The following is a 14,870-nucleotide window of genomic DNA, read 5'->3' as shown; positions in this document are numbered from 1 at the left end:
ATCGGCCTGTGGATTAAACCCACCCCGATCGCGGCCATGGGCCGCTCCTACAGGGAAGCACGGGATTCAGAAACGCCGCCGGTTCTCGGCGATCTTGTCCGCCAGGGCCTTGTCCAGATCGATATCCATGACCGCGGCCAACTTGAGCAGGTACATCTGGATATCCGCCAGTTCCGCCGCGACACTCTCCACCTCGACACTCCCCGCCTCGCCGGCCTGCAACATCCGCTCCACCTCCCCGTCATCGCGCCACTGAAAGTGGCGGCACAGTTCCGCCACCTCCACCGACAGCGCCATGGCCAGGTTCTTCGGTGTGTGCAAAGACTGCCAGTCGCGCCGGCGGGCGATCTCGTCGAAAGCGGCCAACACCGCCGCGGTATCCATGCTATTTGACATTCTCGCCATTGATCTTGTGTCCCTCCGCCGCCAGCAGCACCTGCAGGGTGCGCGAACGGAACTCGCGCAGGAAAAGTATCAGCGCCACCAACAGATAGCCGATCACGAACAGCAGTGGGTGAATAAACCAACCCATCACCGCCATGGCGAAATAGTAAGAGCGCAGCCCGTAGTTGTAGCTGTGCCCGGCCTGGTCGATCACCTTGGCGGTACTGATCGCATAGCGACGCCGCTCCTCCTCGCTAAAGCTCTCGTCCTCCGCCGGTGGCGCCGCGCCAATCAGCACGTTGGCAAAGGAATACTGGCGCAGGGACCAGGTGAAATTGAAAAACGCAAAGATAAAAATCACCACCAGCAACAGTATCTTCAGCTCGAACTGCACCACCGTGGTGGTCTCCGCCAACGGCAGGCTGTTGATCATCTCCACCGCCACGGTGTCGGCGGTGAGCGCGGTCACCAGACCCGCAAGGATCAGGATACTGGTGGAAGCGAAGAAACCGATCACCCGCTCCAGGTTGCCGATAATCGCCGCGTCCGGCATGCGCATATCCCGCTCCAGCATGCGCAACATCCACTCCACCCGGTACCACTGCATTGACGATGCCAGGCACCAGGCCACTTTGGCCTTCCTGCGCGCGAAAACCGTATACCCCATCCAGGTGACAAAAAAGCCAGTTACGCTGGCGATATCCAACCAGGTCAAACGTGTGTCTCCGTATTCGTCTACATTTACTAACTCAAGTTTCGGAGCGAGGCCCCTGCCGATAGCAAAAGCCGGGGCGGGGTGCGCCTTTCTGGGACTGTCTGCGAGAGGGACCTCGCGGACAATCTACGACCGCCATGGATGGCGGAAGTGCAGGTTTTGCAGGAGCAAAAACCTGCCAGGGACGTATTGAGGGGGGGCGCCTAGCCCGTGTCCCAGAAAGGCGCACCCCGTCCCGGCTCCCAAAACTGAACTCCGAAACTTGAGTATTAACCCGGAGCGCATTGGGCCGAGTTAATGCCCTGCCCGGGCAGTCAGCGAAGTGTTTGCCCTGGTGGCAGCGGTGTCAACACTGTTTTTCCGGCTCGCCCTGGCGGTAGAATAGCGCCCCATTGCTGGGGCAGGTGCCTTGGCCGGAAACCATAATTCCAGTTTCGGAGTTCAAATCGCCCCGTCCGGCGCCCCGATCGACACTTCGAAACCCGACAGCAAGAACCCTAGGGAGCAGTCTTTTGAGCAACGCACACCCCGCCTTCGAACTGGTCACCAGCGCAACCATCGAATCCCTCGGCGTGCAGGTGGAGGAGTACCGACACCACAAAACCGGCGCCCAACACCTGCATATCGCCGCCGACAATCCGGAAAACGTCTTCCTGGTGGCACTGCGCACCGTTCCCCAGGACTCCAGCGGCGTCGCCCATATCCTGGAACATACCGCCCTCTGCGGCAGCGAAAAATACCCGGTGCGCGACCCCTTCTTCATGATGATACGGCGTTCCCTGAACACCTTTATGAACGCATTTACCAGCTCCGACTGGACCGCCTACCCCTTCGCCAGCCAGAACCGCAAGGACTTCGACAACCTGCTCGACGTCTATCTGGACGCGGTCTTCTTCGCCCGCCTGGACCCGCTGGACTTCGCCCAGGAAGGCCACCGGCTGGAGTTCGCCGAACCCGGCAACACGGACAGCGAACTGGTCTACAAAGGGGTGGTGTTCAACGAAATGAAAGGGGCCATGAGCTCGGTGACCTCCCAGCTGTGGCAGACCCTGAGCAGATATCTCTTCCCCACCACCACCTACCACCACAACTCCGGGGGCGAACCGGCGGATATTCCCAAGCTCAGCTACCAGCAGCTGGTGGATTTTTACCGCAGCCACTACCACCCCAGCAACGCCGTCTTCATGACCTTCGGCGACATCCCCGCCGCCGAGCACCAGGCGGTGTTCGAGGAAAAGGCGCTGCACAAATTCGAGCCCCTCGACAAAACCATCGGCGTGGAGCGGGAGGACCGCTATCTGGCACCAGTATCGGTGGAGGAACACTATCCCGTCAGCGGTGACGAGGGACTGGAGGAAAAAACCCACATCGTGCTCGGCTGGCTGCTCGGCGACGTCACCGACCTGGAGGAATCCCTCACCGCCCACCTGCTCACCGGCGTGCTGCTGGACAACAGCGCCTCGCCACTGATGAAACTGCTGGAGACCACCGACCTGGGCACATCCCCCTCTCCCCTCTGCGGCCTCGACGACTCCCAGCGCGAACTCGCATTCGTCTGCGGCATCGAGGGCAGCGAGCGGGAGCGCGGCGACGAACTGGAAAAACAGGTGCTGGCGGTATTGGAGGACGTGGCAGAGAACGGCGTGCCCCACGAACAGGTGGCCGCCGCCCTGCACCAATTGGAACTGCAACAGCGGGAGATCACTGGCGACGGCTTCCCCTACGGCCTGCAACTGATCCTCACCGCCCTCACCGGCGCCACCCACCGCGGCGACGCCATCGGCCTGCTCAATATCGACCCCATCCTGGAAAAGCTCCGCGAGCAGATCAAAGACCCGCGCTTTATCGCCGACACCGCGCGCAAATTGCTGCTTGAAAACCAGCACCGTATCCGCCTGGTGCTGTCGCCGGACGACGCGCTGTCCGGGCGCCGCGAAGCCGCGGAAAAGGCCCGCCTGGCGGAAATCAAAGCCCGCCTGAGCGATGGCGAAAAAGAGCAGATCGTGCAGACCGCCACCGCGCTGCTCGATCGCCAGCAGCGCGAGGACGACGCCTCCATCCTGCCCAAGGTCGGCGTGGAGGACATCCCCCCGGAAATGCCCAAAGTCGAGGGCGAGGAAACACGCCTGGGCAAACAGAAACTCACCCGCTACAGCGCCGGCACCAATGGCCTGGTGTACCAGCAGTTGATCTGCGCCCTCCCGGACCTGACCGAAGAGGAAAAGCAACTGCTGCCCTACTACTGCCAGGCGCTCACCGAAGTGGGCCTGGGGGACAAGGACTACCTGCAGGTGCAGCAGTGGCAGGCCAGCGTGGCCGGCGCCCTGCACAGCTATACCAGCAGCCGCACCGATATCGACGACCTGCAGCAGCTCTCCAGCTATTTCGTACTCTCCGGCAAGGCCCTGACCCGCAACCAGGCGCCGCTCACCGAACTGATGCAGGCCACCGTGGAACAGGTACGTTTCGACGAACTGCCACGCTTCAGGGAATTGCTGCTGCAAACTCTGGCGCGCCGCGAACAGGGCGTGGTGGGCAACGGTCACGCCCTCGCCATGGCCGCCGCGAGCGCCGGCTACAACCGCGCCGCCTTCGAGAGCCACGCCACCGGCGGCCTGCTGGGGCTGCGCCAGCTGAAAGCCCTGGTGCGCGGACTGGACAGCGACGACGGCCTGGAAAAACTCACCGCACAGTTCCAGGCCATCCACCACAAGATCGCCGCTGCGCCGCGCCAGTTCCTGCTGATCGGCGAAGAGGACAAACTGCCGGACTACTCCCGGGCGCTGGCGCCCCTGGCCAGCGAAGCGGTGGAAGCCTCCGCCGCCCCATCGGAAGATTTCGACCCGCACCGGGTCGGAGAGCTGTGGCTGGCCAACAGCCAGGTCAACTTCTGCGCCAAGGCCTATGCCACCGTGCCCATGGTCCACGAAGACGCGGCGCCGCTGGCGGTCCTCGGCGGTTTCCTGCGCAACGGCTTCCTGCACCGCAGCATCCGCGAACAGGGCGGCGCCTACGGCGGCGGTGCCAGCCACGACAGCAACCTCGGCGTCTTCCGCTTCTACTCCTACCGGGACCCGCGCATGGCGGAAACCCTCGCGGACTTCGACGCCTCCCTGGAATGGCTGGCCAGCGGCCGGCAAAAGGACGAGCAGGTGGAGGAAGCCATACTGGGCGTGGTGGGCGCGCTGGACAAACCCAGCTCCCCCGCCGGCGAAGCCAAGAAAGCCTTCCACTCCGCCCTCTACGGCCGCACCCACGCCGTGCGCGAGGAGTTCCGCCGCCGGGTGACGGAGGTGCGATTGGAGGACCTGAAGTGCGTCGCCAGCACCTACCTGAAACCGGAAAACGCCAGCACCGCGGTGGTGACCGGGGCACAGGGCCGCGAGGCGGGGCTGGAGCTGGGGTTGGCTGAGGAGAAGCTTTGATGGGGCGGAGAAGCGGGACTCGGCACTCGGGACTCGGGACTCGGGAATGCACGAAAAAAGAAGTCGGAACAAAAACGGCTAGAACTCCGCGCACAAACACCGACCAAAGCTTTGAAAAGGTCACTGCGTCCGACACAGCCGCTCCCCGAGTCCCGAGTCCCGAGTCCCGAGTCCCGAGAGATACCATCTACGCCAATCCCCTCGGCGACGTCACCGGCTTCCAGTTCGACCAGTCGGTAGTCGACGTCTTTCCGGATATGATCCAGCGCTCGGTGCCCGGCTACACCACCATCGTGGCGATGATCGGCACTCTGGCGGAGCGATACGCACAGGCCGGCAGCCGTTGCTACGACCTGGGCAGTTCCCTGTGCGCCGCCACCCTGGCCATGCGCCACCGCATTCCCGCGGCGGACTGTGAAATTATTGCGGTGGACAACTCCAGCGCGATGATCGAGCGCGCGCACCAGGTGCTGGCGGCGGACAGCGGGCAGATCCCGGTACAGTTGGTCTGCGACGACCTGCAGAATGTCAAAATCGAAAATGCCTCAGTGGTGGTGCTCAATTTCACTTTGCAGTTTATTCCCGTGGGGAAGCGCGAGGGCATTCTGCAGAAAATCTGCGATGGCCTGCGGCCGGGGGGTATACTGATTATCTCGGAAAAGGTGGACTTTACCGATCCCGACCACCGGGAACTGATGATCGATTTGCATCACGCCTTCAAGCGCGCCAACGGCTACAGCGAACTGGAAATCGCCCAGAAGCGCACCGCGCTGGAAAATGTGCTGATCCCGGAAACCCTGGACACCCATCGCGAGCGCCTAAAGGCGGTGGGTTTTACCAGCGTCGATGTGTGGTTCCAGTGTTTTAATTTTGCGTCGATGATTGCGATAAAGGCAAAAACCTGAGCGAAACCACCCTGTAGGAGCGGTCCGGCCGGGAGCGGCCCATGGCCGCCCCGCCGCTCCTACAACCGACTTTGAACTATGATCGACTACACCAACTTTTACGCCGGCATTCAACATGTTCCCGCCCTGCGCCCCTGGCTGGCACAGCTGCCGGAGCAGATCGCCGCCGGTCTCAGCCCGGAGCGCTGGGGGGACCTCCCGGATTGGCGGGCCGCATTCGATGCGCTGCCTGATATCTCCCCGTCCGCTGTCGAGCTGCGGGAAAAAGTGCGTATTGGCTGCGCCGCGGATGCCTCCCCGGAGCAGTTGCAGGCATTAGAAAAGCAGTTGCGCAAACTGCACCCCTGGCGCAAGGGCCCCTGGGAAATTTTCGATCTGTTTATCGATACCGAGTGGCGCTCCGACTGGAAATGGGAGCGGGTGCTGCCGCACCTGGAACCGCTGGAAAACCGCCTGGTGCTGGATGTGGGCTGTGGCAACGGCTACCACTGCTGGCGCCAGTTCGGGGCCGGCGCGCGGCGGGTGATCGGCATCGATCCCTCCGCCAAATACCTCGCCCAGTTTTACGCGCTGAAAAAATACCTGGGCTGGGAGCAGCCGGTGGACCTGCTGCCCCTGGGCATCGAGGCACTGCCGCCCAGACTCCACGCCTTCGACACCACCTTCTCCATGGGCGTCCTCTACCACCGCCGCTCGCCCATGGACCACCTGCGCGAATTGCGCGACACCCTGCGCCCCGGCGGTCAGTTGCTGCTGGAAACCCTGGTGATCGACGGCGAGCCCGGTGAGTGTCTTGTCCCTGAAGATCGCTACGCCAAGATGCGCAATGTGTGGTTTATCCCCAGCACTGCCACCCTGGAGAGCTGGTTGCGCAAGTGCGGCTTTGAAAATCCCCGCGCGGTGGATGTGGGCACCACCAATCCCGGCGAGCAACGCCGCACGGAGTGGATGCGCTTCGAATCCCTGGCGGACTTCCTCGACCCGGAATCCCCGGACAAAACCGTGGAAGGTCACCCCGCTCCCAAACGCGCTATTCTGGTCGCGAATGCGCCGTAGCTTCTGCCTTCCAGCGACAATTGAAGCCCGTTTATTCTGCCAGATAACCCACCTGTAGAATTTTCTGTGGAATATCGCCGAACCCCTTGATTATCACTACCATATCGGCAAGGTTTGCCCCTAAATGGTGCAAGCACCCTTGTAGGAGCGGCCCATGGCCGCCCCGCCGTTCTTACAAAACAGCAAACGGGCTTTGTGTACTGTATGAGCATCAGCGTTTTCGAACTTTTCAAAATCGGCGTTGGCCCCTCCAGTTCCCACACCGTAGGTCCCATGGTGGCGGCGCGGCAGTTTGTCCAGGACCTGGAAGACCGGCAACAGCTGCGGAATACCGACCGGGTACAGGTCCACCTGTACGGCTCCCTGGCCCTTACCGGTGTCGGCCACGGCACCGATATGGCCGTGCTGATGGGCCTGCTCGGCGAGGCGCCGGACACCATCGATGTGGACACCGTCGACCACAAGCTCGCACAGATCGATCAGGACCGGCAATTGCGGCTGAACCGCGATAAAAACATCGGCTTTGTTTGCGATCGCGACCTGGTCTTCCACAAAGAGGAATTTCTGCCCCAGCACGCCAACGGCATGACCTGCCAGGCCTACGCCGATGGCGAACTGCTTTTCGAGCGCAGCTATTTTTCCATCGGTGGCGGCTTCGTATTGTCGGAGGAGGATTTCGCGCACAAGGACCAGATAGCCACCCTGCTGCCCTACGATTTCAGCTCCGCAAAACAGTTGATGGAGCTGTGCGAAAAACATCACTGGAGCATTGCCGAACTGGCTATGGCCAACGAAAAGGCTTTCCGCACCAAAGAGGAAGTCAAACAGCAACTGTGGAATATCTGGGAGGTGATGAATTCCTCCATCCAGCGGGGTTGTCGCGAGCGGGGATTACTGCCCGGTGGCCTGAATGTGCGCCGGCGCGCGGCGGAGCTCTATCGCGAACTGAGCAAACAGCCCGAGGAGGAGCGCAATCAAGGGCTGGCAATTCTCGACTGGGTCAGCCTTTTCGCCCTGGCGGTGAATGAGGAAAATGCGGCCCGCGGGCGTATCGTCACCTCCCCCACCAACGGCGCCGCCGGGGTGATTCCCGCGGTGATCGCCTACTATGTGCAATTCGTGCACAGCCCGGAAAAGCACGGCGAGTTGAAGAACCAAGTGGTGAAATTCCTGCTCACCGCCGGGGCCATCGGCATGCTGTTCAAAAAGAACGCCTCCATCTCCGCCGCGGAAGTGGGCTGCCAGGGCGAAATCGGCGTGGCCTGCTCCATGGCCTCCGCCGGCCTGGCCGCGGTCCAGGGCGGCAGCAATCAGCAGATCGAAAACGCCGCGGAAATCGGTATGGAACACAACCTGGGCCTCACCTGCGATCCCATCGGCGGCCTGGTGCAGGTACCCTGTATCGAGCGCAATACCATGGGTGCAGTCAAGGCCATCAATGCCGCCCGACTCTCCCTTCGCGGCGACGGCGCGCATATCGTGCCGCTCGACAGCGTGATCGAGACCATGCGCCAGACCGGCGTGGATATGCAGAGCAAGTACAAGGAGACTTCGCTCGGCGGGCTGGCGGTCAACGCCGTCAACTGCTGACCGAGAAATGTAGGGGCGAACCTGAATGGCACTGACTTAAGCGGCTTCCGGCTCCCGTAGGGCGGATAAGCGAAGCGCATCCGCCGCCCCAGGCCTTGTAACTGGTGGATGCGCTTCGCTTACCCACCCTACAAATAAGGCCATTTGCGCTTAAGTCAGTGCCATTCGGGGCGAACCTTGTGTTCGCCCTTACAGGGGACCTTTCCATCGTCATCCCGGCACGCCGTGCTTGGTGTAGATATCGAATCGCCCCGACTTCCCTTCCAGTGACAGCGAAGGTTTTCTCGCCGCCAGAAAAGGGGCCAGCCGTGGCCGCTTTACCACGGTGCGGTAGTAACAGGCGGCAAAGGCCGGCTCGAGTAATCCGCCCGCATCTTCATCGCTACCCACCAGATGGTGGAAGGCCGCCATTTCCTTCTTTACCCCGGCACTCTTGCCGCGCTCCGGAAACATCGGGTCCAGGTAGACCACCGGAATCGAACCCGGCGCCTGATCCCGCAGCCAGTCCCGCGCAGAAACTTCGTTCTCTTCAAGGCTGAGGCGCTGTGCTATCGGGGCCAGTTCGACGTTTTCCAGGGCGGCTTTCTGTAATCGCTCCAGGCCGTCGCGCAGAAGCGCGCGCACCACCGGATTGCGCTCCAGCATATGTACTGTGCAGCCGAGAGAGGCGAGAACGAAGGCGTCCCGCCCCAGCCCTGCGGTGGCGTCCACCACCTCCGGATAAAATCCGCTGCGCAGGCCAACGGCCTTGGCAATCTGCTGGCCTTTACCTCCCCCATATTTGCGCCGGTGCGCGGCGGCGCCGCCGACAAAGTCCACGAAGACCGGTCCCGGCGCCTTGCGCCCGGTGGCACACAGCTGCAGACGCTCGCCCCGCTGCAATACGAAAGCCGGCGCCTCGAGCCGGGCCGGCTCCGCGCAATCCAGGCAGCGCAATTGCAACTCGCCCGCCAGTCGTCGCGCGGCCGGCAGCCACTCGGCATCGCTGGCGGTTACGGCCAGTTGATCGATCAAGGAAAATTCCGCTTTGGTTCAAAAGACGGGGATGCTAACTGACTATCGGGGCAACGCCAAACCTGTGTTTGGGCATGGCACTAAGTTAAGCTCCGAGCTGCTCCTGCCCCTAAGGATTGCGCTGTAGGAGCCTGCTTGCAGGCGAACATTCCCGGTGCCTTGCCGCGACCTCAATTCGCCTGCAAGCAGGCTCCAGGGGATTCCGCTTAACTTAGTACCATTCCGCCCCTACCCCGGTTCGGCCAGCCAGCTCAGCGCCTGCTGGTAATCAGCGGCTGGGAAAGGCCGCACCTCGGCACCGACGAAGTGGTCCACCAGCCGGGGCATAAAGCCCAACAGTGTGTGATCCGATACAACGGCAATTTTGTGGATACGCTTGTGGTAGTCGCGCAGGAAAACGCAGTGGGAGATCAGCGCGGCAAAACCCTCCCAGCCGGGAAAATGCCCCGCGTTGATCAGCAACCCTGCCAGGCGGCCGTGCTCGCTGATCACCGGGTCCACCTGAGCCTCCAGAGCCTGGAAATCTGTTTCCTCCAGCGGCCCCAGGGGACAAATTTCGAGCACCGAGTGATCGCAGTGCCAGTAGTGTTCTATCATCAATTGCCCTGCGGCTCTTCCTCCGTGTCCTCCGTGGAGGAATCCTCTTCGGCGGCATCTTCGCCGCGCAGCTTTTCCGCCGCCCGTTCAGCCGCTTTCTTGGCTGCGTCGCCGACCTCCTCTACTGCTTCACCCGCTTTTTCCGTTACGTCTCCCAATGCCTGTCCGGCATCGGAGGCGGCATCTTCGGTTTTATCTATCAGAGTGTCGCTGGTGTCGTCACCCGGCGGCGTGGTATCCGGCTCGTCGGATTCCCGGGGCGTATCGGTATCCGGCGGTGTGCTTTCCTCGCGGGGCATGGTTCCCTCATCGGGGGACCTGTCGTCCGGCGGTGTCATCTGCTCGCTCTCGGGCGTCTCGAGCGAGTCGTAGGAATCTTTGGCAGAATCGTCGCGGTCGCGCGACATAAAGTAGCCGATAATCAGCAGCAAAATAATCAGCGGAAGCAGTAGCTTTTTCATAAACCCACCTGTTGACCCCTGGCTGTTGCGTGTATTGAGGCTCAGTTTTGGCGGAACAATACGCCCTGCCCGAGCCCTTTGGTGCCAATCCATTCTTCACCAAATGCACAACACGGAAGAAGACGACGCCATATTGATAAGAATAACCCGTGATTGGGGTTCTTCAAGGAACATTATTCCTCTACTAAGTTTGGATTGTTGTAAATGGGAACGGAAATAGAACGGAGGGTTTTATGGGGCCTGCACCGGCATGACGTCAATGAAAGCTTGATTTGAAACAGAATATCTACAACGCGGTCGGGGAGCGATCAGCCCTGGAGATCGAATTCCTTGAGGCGGGCGAGCAAGGGGGCGGCTTCAGCCTCGGGGATTACCGCGTCGCAACTATATAGTTGCAGGCGGCCACGGCTGTCCGGGCGGGCGAAAATCAGGTAGCGGGCGCCCTTTTCCAGTTTTTGTCCGCAAGCATCCAGCCCCAGCCGGAAGGCGATCAGGCGATTGGCTTCACCTTTCCACACCTGCCGGGAAACCGCGGAGTAGACATAGCCGAGAAGTGCCACCATCCCCGGCTCGGACAGGGCGCTGTCCACATCCCGGTGGATTCCGGCAATCTGCACCTGAGCCACCAGTTCCGCCTCTGCATAGCGCTCGGCGAAAGTGTCGCCTCGCGCTTCCCCGGCCTCCGGAGCCTCCTGCGAGATACAGAGCGCCGAAAGGCTGAGTGCAATCGCGGCTATTGCGGCCTGTATTGTCTTCGCCACTCTGTTTCCTCCCAAACAAAAAAAGGGGCATCCAACGGATGCCCCTTTTTTCTCACATTATTTGAGCGGCAGCAACTCCAGCTCCACCCGGCGGTTCGCCTGGCGGCCGGACTCCGAATCGTTGCTGGCGATGGGATAGCGCTCGCCGTAGCCTACCGCCTGTACACGGCCGCTGGCTACCCCGCGACCGATGAAGAAGCTGGAGACAGAATTGGCGCGGCGCTCACTCAGCGTCTGGTTATAGACGTCGGAGCCGGTGCTGTCGGTGTGGCCGCTGACACGGATGGCGGTCTGGTCGAACTCCTTCAGCACGATCACCACGGAGTCCAGGGTGTCGTAGAAGTTCGTGCGGATGTCGGCGCGGTTGGTGGCAAAGGTGATGTTGCCGGGCATGATCAGGCGGATATTGTCACCCTCGCGCTGTACCCGGACACCGGTGCCCTCCAGGCGTTGGCGCAGGGCCGCTTCCTGGCGGTCCATGTAGTAGCCGATGCCGCCACCGATAGCCGCGCCGCCCGCGGCGCCGGTGATCGCCCCTTTCTTGCGGTCCTTCTTGCTCGCGGTAGCCGCACCGATAATGGCCCCGGCAACGGCGCCAGCGCCGGCGCCCTTGGCCACATTGCTGGTTTTGCTTTCCCCTGTGTAAGGGTCCAGCGTAGTACAGCCCACCAGTGAGCCCAATGCGAAAATTGCTACCCATTTTTTCATGTAAGGTTCTCCTAAACACTTGCTATCGGTGAACGGGTGTCGAGATTTGGGAAGACTAACAGCCTGTCGAGCATACGATAGCCCTAAGTTCGACAGGCTGTCAGCCTCCCCGATCCGGGAGGGAGTATTGCCGCGACCAACTGTCTGTAAGCTGAACCCGGCCCCTTTTTTTCGGAACAGAAGATTAGGCGGAAATGGCGGGGAGGTCTACCGGACAGCTCGCAATTATTGTAAGGAAAATGCTGGAAAGCGGTCAGGCCAATATCTGTGCCGCCGCCGAAGGCGCTCCGACCACAACAGCGGCCGTCTTCCACAAGTTCTGTGGATAACTCTGTGAATGAAGCGAGGAAAGGGAGCGCAAAGCGGCGCAAACTCTCGGTCCCAGCAATTTGCGCACTTTTTAAACTTCTTATTTTTCCTTTAAAAAACAATAAGTTATAGAGGCTTCACGCTCGATTGTGTCAATTTGTCCGGAGTGGGCAAACCCATCGCCCGACCCCCTCGCCATGTGGAAAAAAGTTTGTCAATACTTGATACCGGGAAGGGAAGGGCTTTTTTAGAAAAGTTTCTAATTAACCGAAATGAAACCTTCAGGCACGGAAATTAGGGTACGGTCGCACTAGATATGACGGCAGGATCTCAATAATGGGGCGGCTTTTCGTCCCGCTCCCGCCCCCCGCTTCGCAACTCGAAGGAAAGGTCCCGGTACTTGTCGCCCAACTCCTTTAATCGAGCCACTAGAGCGCGAATATTCGCATCCTGCAGCGAGATCACATCGTTGAGTTGAGCCAGAGTATCCTCCTGGAAAGCCAGGCGACTCTCCAGTTCCTCCACTCGCGTATTCAGTTCCGCCAGCCTATCCATCACAGGACTCCATACAGTTGTTCCACCAGGTTCGCCGAGCGCCGGTCCATAAACAGACTCTGGCCCAAACGGGTGGTGACGTAGCCGCAGCCGAGTTCTCTCTCCGGATCGGCAAAACCCACACTGCCACCGGCACCCGGATGCCCGAACCCCCGGGGACCGCCAAAGCGCAGGTCGGCGGAAGAGCCCCGCAGGACAAAACCGGCCCCGAAACCCACATCCGCCTGCAGTATGGCATCCTGCCCACGGCTCTGTTTGCGCCCCGCCTCGCGCACCAGTTCCGCGGGCAGGCAGGAGGGAGCGTCCAGCGCCAGGTCACCGTAGATGGCGGCGAGATCCCGCGCGCTGAAATGGCCGTTGGCCGCGGGAATCACCGCGCCGCGCCACTCCCGGCTGTTGGTGCCCATCATCAGGCTCACCGGGTTGGTAAACGCCATGGCCACGGGACCTCCGCGCTCCTCCTTGATGGCCCGGCCCACGGCGTTTTCCCGCAGTTCCGGCAATGGCTTTTTGAGCGGACCGACATCCGCGATGCGGGTGGACTTGTGGCCCAGCGCACCGAATCCGCCGTCCAGGCCCAGCGGTTCAGCCAATCCCTGACGGTAGAGTTCCGGCAGCGATTGCCCGCTTGCCCGCTCCAGCAGCCCACCCAGGCTCCAGCCGAACAGGAATGGGGAATAGCCCTGACGGCTGCCCGGCGTCCACCAGGGTTCGGTGGCTGCCACCTGGGCACAGGCGGCAGCCCAGTCGTAAATGAGGTCATCCGCAACCTTTTCGCGAAAGGCGATCAGTCCGGCACGGTGGCACAACAGCTGGCGGGGGGTGACCGCCTCTTTGCCGGCGGCGGCAAATTCCGGCCAGTAGTCCGCTACCGGGCGGTCCAGGTCCAGCTCGCAGGCGGCCACCTGCTGCAGCGCCAGCAGTGCCAGTACACCCTTGGAGGAGGAAAACACATTGGCCAGGGTGTCCTCCGTGTAGGGTTCCCGGCTCTCGCGGTCCACACTGCCCGCCCACAGGGAGATGATCAGTTCGCCGTGCTGGCGCACCGCGAAAGCGGCGCCGGTATCGCCGCAGTGGCGGAAGTTCTCGGCAAAGGTGTCGTAGAGTGGTTCGAAACCGGGGGCGCAGAAGCCGTGGATTTCCATGAGCGTCATCTATTATCCGGGGAAAAAACAGGCGCAAGGGTAGTTCCTTCCCCTGGTCCGCGCAAATCGTTTAGCATTGCCGATCAATCGAGGACTGGAGAAAACTGTGGCTGAACAGATTGCGATACAGGACCGGATACCCGACAACCACTGCTTCGGCTGCGGTCCAGACAACCGTCAGGGTCTGCAGATCAAGAGTTACTGGACCGGTGACGACGAGTCCCGCTGCGAGTTCACTCCCCGGCCCCACCACTGCGCCGGCCCCACTCACTACCTCAACGGCGGCATTATCGCCACCGCTATCGACTGCCACACCATCTGCACCGCCATCGCCGACGGCTACCGCCAGGCCGGCCGGGAAGTGGGCGGCGGAGAGAAAATCTGGTTTGCCACCGGCAGACTGGATGTCCAATACAAGGCTCCGGCCCCGATCGACAAGCCTGTCATTCTGGAGGCAAAAATCGTCGAGCGCAGCGAGAGGAAAACTGTCCTGCACTGCACCCTTTCCAGCGGCGGCCGCCTGTGCGCCACCGCGGACGTGGTGGCGGTGCGGGTGCCGGACAAGTGGTGAAAAGGATCGAAGATGAAAAAACAATTCGCAGTTATCGGCCTCGGCGCCTTCGGCGAAACCGTTGCCCTGGAATTAATGCGCCTGGGCAATGACGTGCTGGGGGTGGATTCCAACGAAGAAACCGCCGAGCGGATCGCCGACAGCCTCACCCAGACGGTGATTGCCGATGCCACTGATGAGGAGGCTCTGGAGGAGCTGGATTTGCAACGCTTTGACGCGGTACTGATCGCCATCGGTGAGCATATCGAAGCCAGCACCCTGTGCACCATGCTGGTCAAGTCCATGGGCGCGAAGGAAATCTGGGTGAAGGCCATCACCAGCATCCACCACCGCATCGCGCAGAAGCTGGGCGCCGACCGCATCCTGCACCCGGAATACGAAATGGGATTGCGCGTGGCCCAGAGCATGGCGCATCCCAATATGCTCGACTACATCAGCCTGGGGGACAGCTATTTCCTGATCGAGATCCGTCCCGGCGAAGCCCTGGAAAACCGGCCGCTTACGGAACTGAAATACGACCGTGAAAAAATCCACCTGCTGGCGCTCAAACACGGGCAGGAACTGATCCTCCAGCCCGATCCCGATCACCGCCTGCGCCGCAACGACCACCTGGTATTGGTGGGCGACGAGGACGCCCTGCGCCGGTTTTCCGAAGAATTATGAGAATCTGGCTT

15 protein-coding genes are annotated in these 14,870 nt (G+C 61.4%); 6 read left to right on the top strand and 9 right to left on the bottom strand.

Annotated features, from left to right (window positions below; translation table 11 throughout):
* Positions 1-66: 66 nt before the first annotated feature.
* Positions 67-396, bottom strand: a complete 330-nt coding sequence (locus ACRC0P_RS10595) for a nucleotide pyrophosphohydrolase (protein ID WP_438630646.1) — start codon at positions 394-396, stop codon at positions 67-69.
* Positions 386-1,099, bottom strand: coding sequence for a DUF599 domain-containing protein (locus tag ACRC0P_RS10590; RefSeq protein WP_438630644.1), 714 nt, complete (start codon positions 1,097-1,099; stop codon positions 386-388). Before ACRC0P_RS10590 ends, ACRC0P_RS10595 begins: the two co-directional genes overlap by 11 nt.
* Before the next feature lie 512 nt (positions 1,100-1,611).
* Here ACRC0P_RS10590 and ACRC0P_RS10585 point away from each other — a divergent pair.
* The 4 genes from ACRC0P_RS10585 (at position 1,612) to ACRC0P_RS10570 (ending at position 8,075) form a co-directional block, all read left to right on the top strand.
* On the top strand, positions 1,612-4,524 hold the full coding sequence (locus ACRC0P_RS10585) for an insulinase family protein (RefSeq protein ID WP_438630642.1): 2,913 nt from the start codon (positions 1,612-1,614) through the stop codon (positions 4,522-4,524).
* Between the two features lie 185 nt (positions 4,525-4,709).
* Positions 4,710-5,429, top strand: a complete 720-nt coding sequence (cmoA, locus tag ACRC0P_RS10580; protein WP_438630648.1) for a carboxy-S-adenosyl-L-methionine synthase CmoA — start codon at positions 4,710-4,712, stop codon at positions 5,427-5,429.
* A gap of 78 nt (positions 5,430-5,507) precedes the next feature.
* On the top strand, positions 5,508-6,485 hold the full coding sequence (gene cmoB / locus ACRC0P_RS10575) for a tRNA 5-methoxyuridine(34)/uridine 5-oxyacetic acid(34) synthase CmoB (RefSeq protein WP_438630640.1): 978 nt from the start codon (positions 5,508-5,510) through the stop codon (positions 6,483-6,485).
* Positions 6,486-6,689: 204 nt separating this feature from the next.
* The gene (locus tag ACRC0P_RS10570) at positions 6,690-8,075 is read left to right on the top strand and encodes an L-serine ammonia-lyase (RefSeq protein WP_438630638.1); all 1,386 of its coding nucleotides are present in this window, start codon (positions 6,690-6,692) and stop codon (positions 8,073-8,075) included.
* A 210-nt stretch (positions 8,076-8,285) separates the two neighbouring features.
* Here the strand turns inward: ACRC0P_RS10570 and ACRC0P_RS10565 are convergent, their stop codons facing one another.
* From ACRC0P_RS10565 to ACRC0P_RS10535, 7 genes are all read right to left on the bottom strand, one after another.
* Positions 8,286-9,089, bottom strand: a complete 804-nt coding sequence (locus tag ACRC0P_RS10565; protein WP_438630636.1) for a class I SAM-dependent methyltransferase — start codon at positions 9,087-9,089, stop codon at positions 8,286-8,288.
* 228 nt (positions 9,090-9,317) lie between these two features.
* Positions 9,318-9,686 (bottom strand): STAS/SEC14 domain-containing protein, encoded by a 369-nt coding sequence (locus ACRC0P_RS10560; RefSeq protein ID WP_438630634.1) that lies wholly within the window; start codon positions 9,684-9,686, stop codon positions 9,318-9,320.
* Positions 9,686-10,147, bottom strand: coding sequence for a hypothetical protein (locus ACRC0P_RS10555; RefSeq protein ID WP_438630632.1), 462 nt, complete (start codon positions 10,145-10,147; stop codon positions 9,686-9,688). The genes ACRC0P_RS10560 and ACRC0P_RS10555 overlap by 1 nt, the downstream gene beginning before the upstream one ends.
* A gap of 308 nt (positions 10,148-10,455) precedes the next feature.
* Complete coding sequence (locus ACRC0P_RS10550; RefSeq protein ID WP_438630630.1) at positions 10,456-10,908, bottom strand: hypothetical protein; 453 nt, start codon at positions 10,906-10,908, stop codon at positions 10,456-10,458.
* Positions 10,909-10,965: 57 nt separating this feature from the next.
* A complete protein-coding gene (locus ACRC0P_RS10545) occupies positions 10,966-11,616 on the bottom strand; it encodes an OmpA family protein (RefSeq protein ID WP_438630628.1) in 651 nt (216 codons plus the stop codon).
* A gap of 639 nt (positions 11,617-12,255) precedes the next feature.
* The gene (locus tag ACRC0P_RS10540; protein WP_438630626.1) at positions 12,256-12,480 is read right to left on the bottom strand and encodes a SlyX family protein; all 225 of its coding nucleotides are present in this window, start codon (positions 12,478-12,480) and stop codon (positions 12,256-12,258) included.
* Entirely contained in the window at positions 12,480-13,634 is a 1,155-nt protein-coding gene (locus ACRC0P_RS10535) for a serine hydrolase domain-containing protein (RefSeq protein ID WP_438630624.1), read from the bottom strand. Before ACRC0P_RS10535 ends, ACRC0P_RS10540 begins: the two co-directional genes overlap by 1 nt.
* A 97-nt stretch (positions 13,635-13,731) precedes the next feature.
* Between ACRC0P_RS10535 and ACRC0P_RS10530 the strand changes: the two genes are divergently transcribed.
* Positions 13,732-14,196: a PaaI family thioesterase gene (locus ACRC0P_RS10530; protein ID WP_438630622.1), complete on the top strand. Its 465-nt coding sequence runs from the start codon at positions 13,732-13,734 to the stop codon at positions 14,194-14,196.
* Positions 14,197-14,208: 12 nt separating this feature from the next.
* Positions 14,209-14,859: a potassium channel family protein gene (locus ACRC0P_RS10525; RefSeq protein ID WP_438630620.1), complete on the top strand. Its 651-nt coding sequence runs from the start codon at positions 14,209-14,211 to the stop codon at positions 14,857-14,859.
* Positions 14,860-14,870: the final 11 nt, after the last annotated feature.

The sequence above is a fragment of the Microbulbifer sp. genome (assembly GCF_051659245.1).
In the GTDB taxonomy this organism is placed as follows: domain Bacteria; phylum Pseudomonadota; class Gammaproteobacteria; order Pseudomonadales; family Cellvibrionaceae; genus Microbulbifer.
The sequence above is the reverse complement of the archived record's forward strand: the minus strand, read 5'-3'. Positions and strand labels throughout refer to the sequence as shown.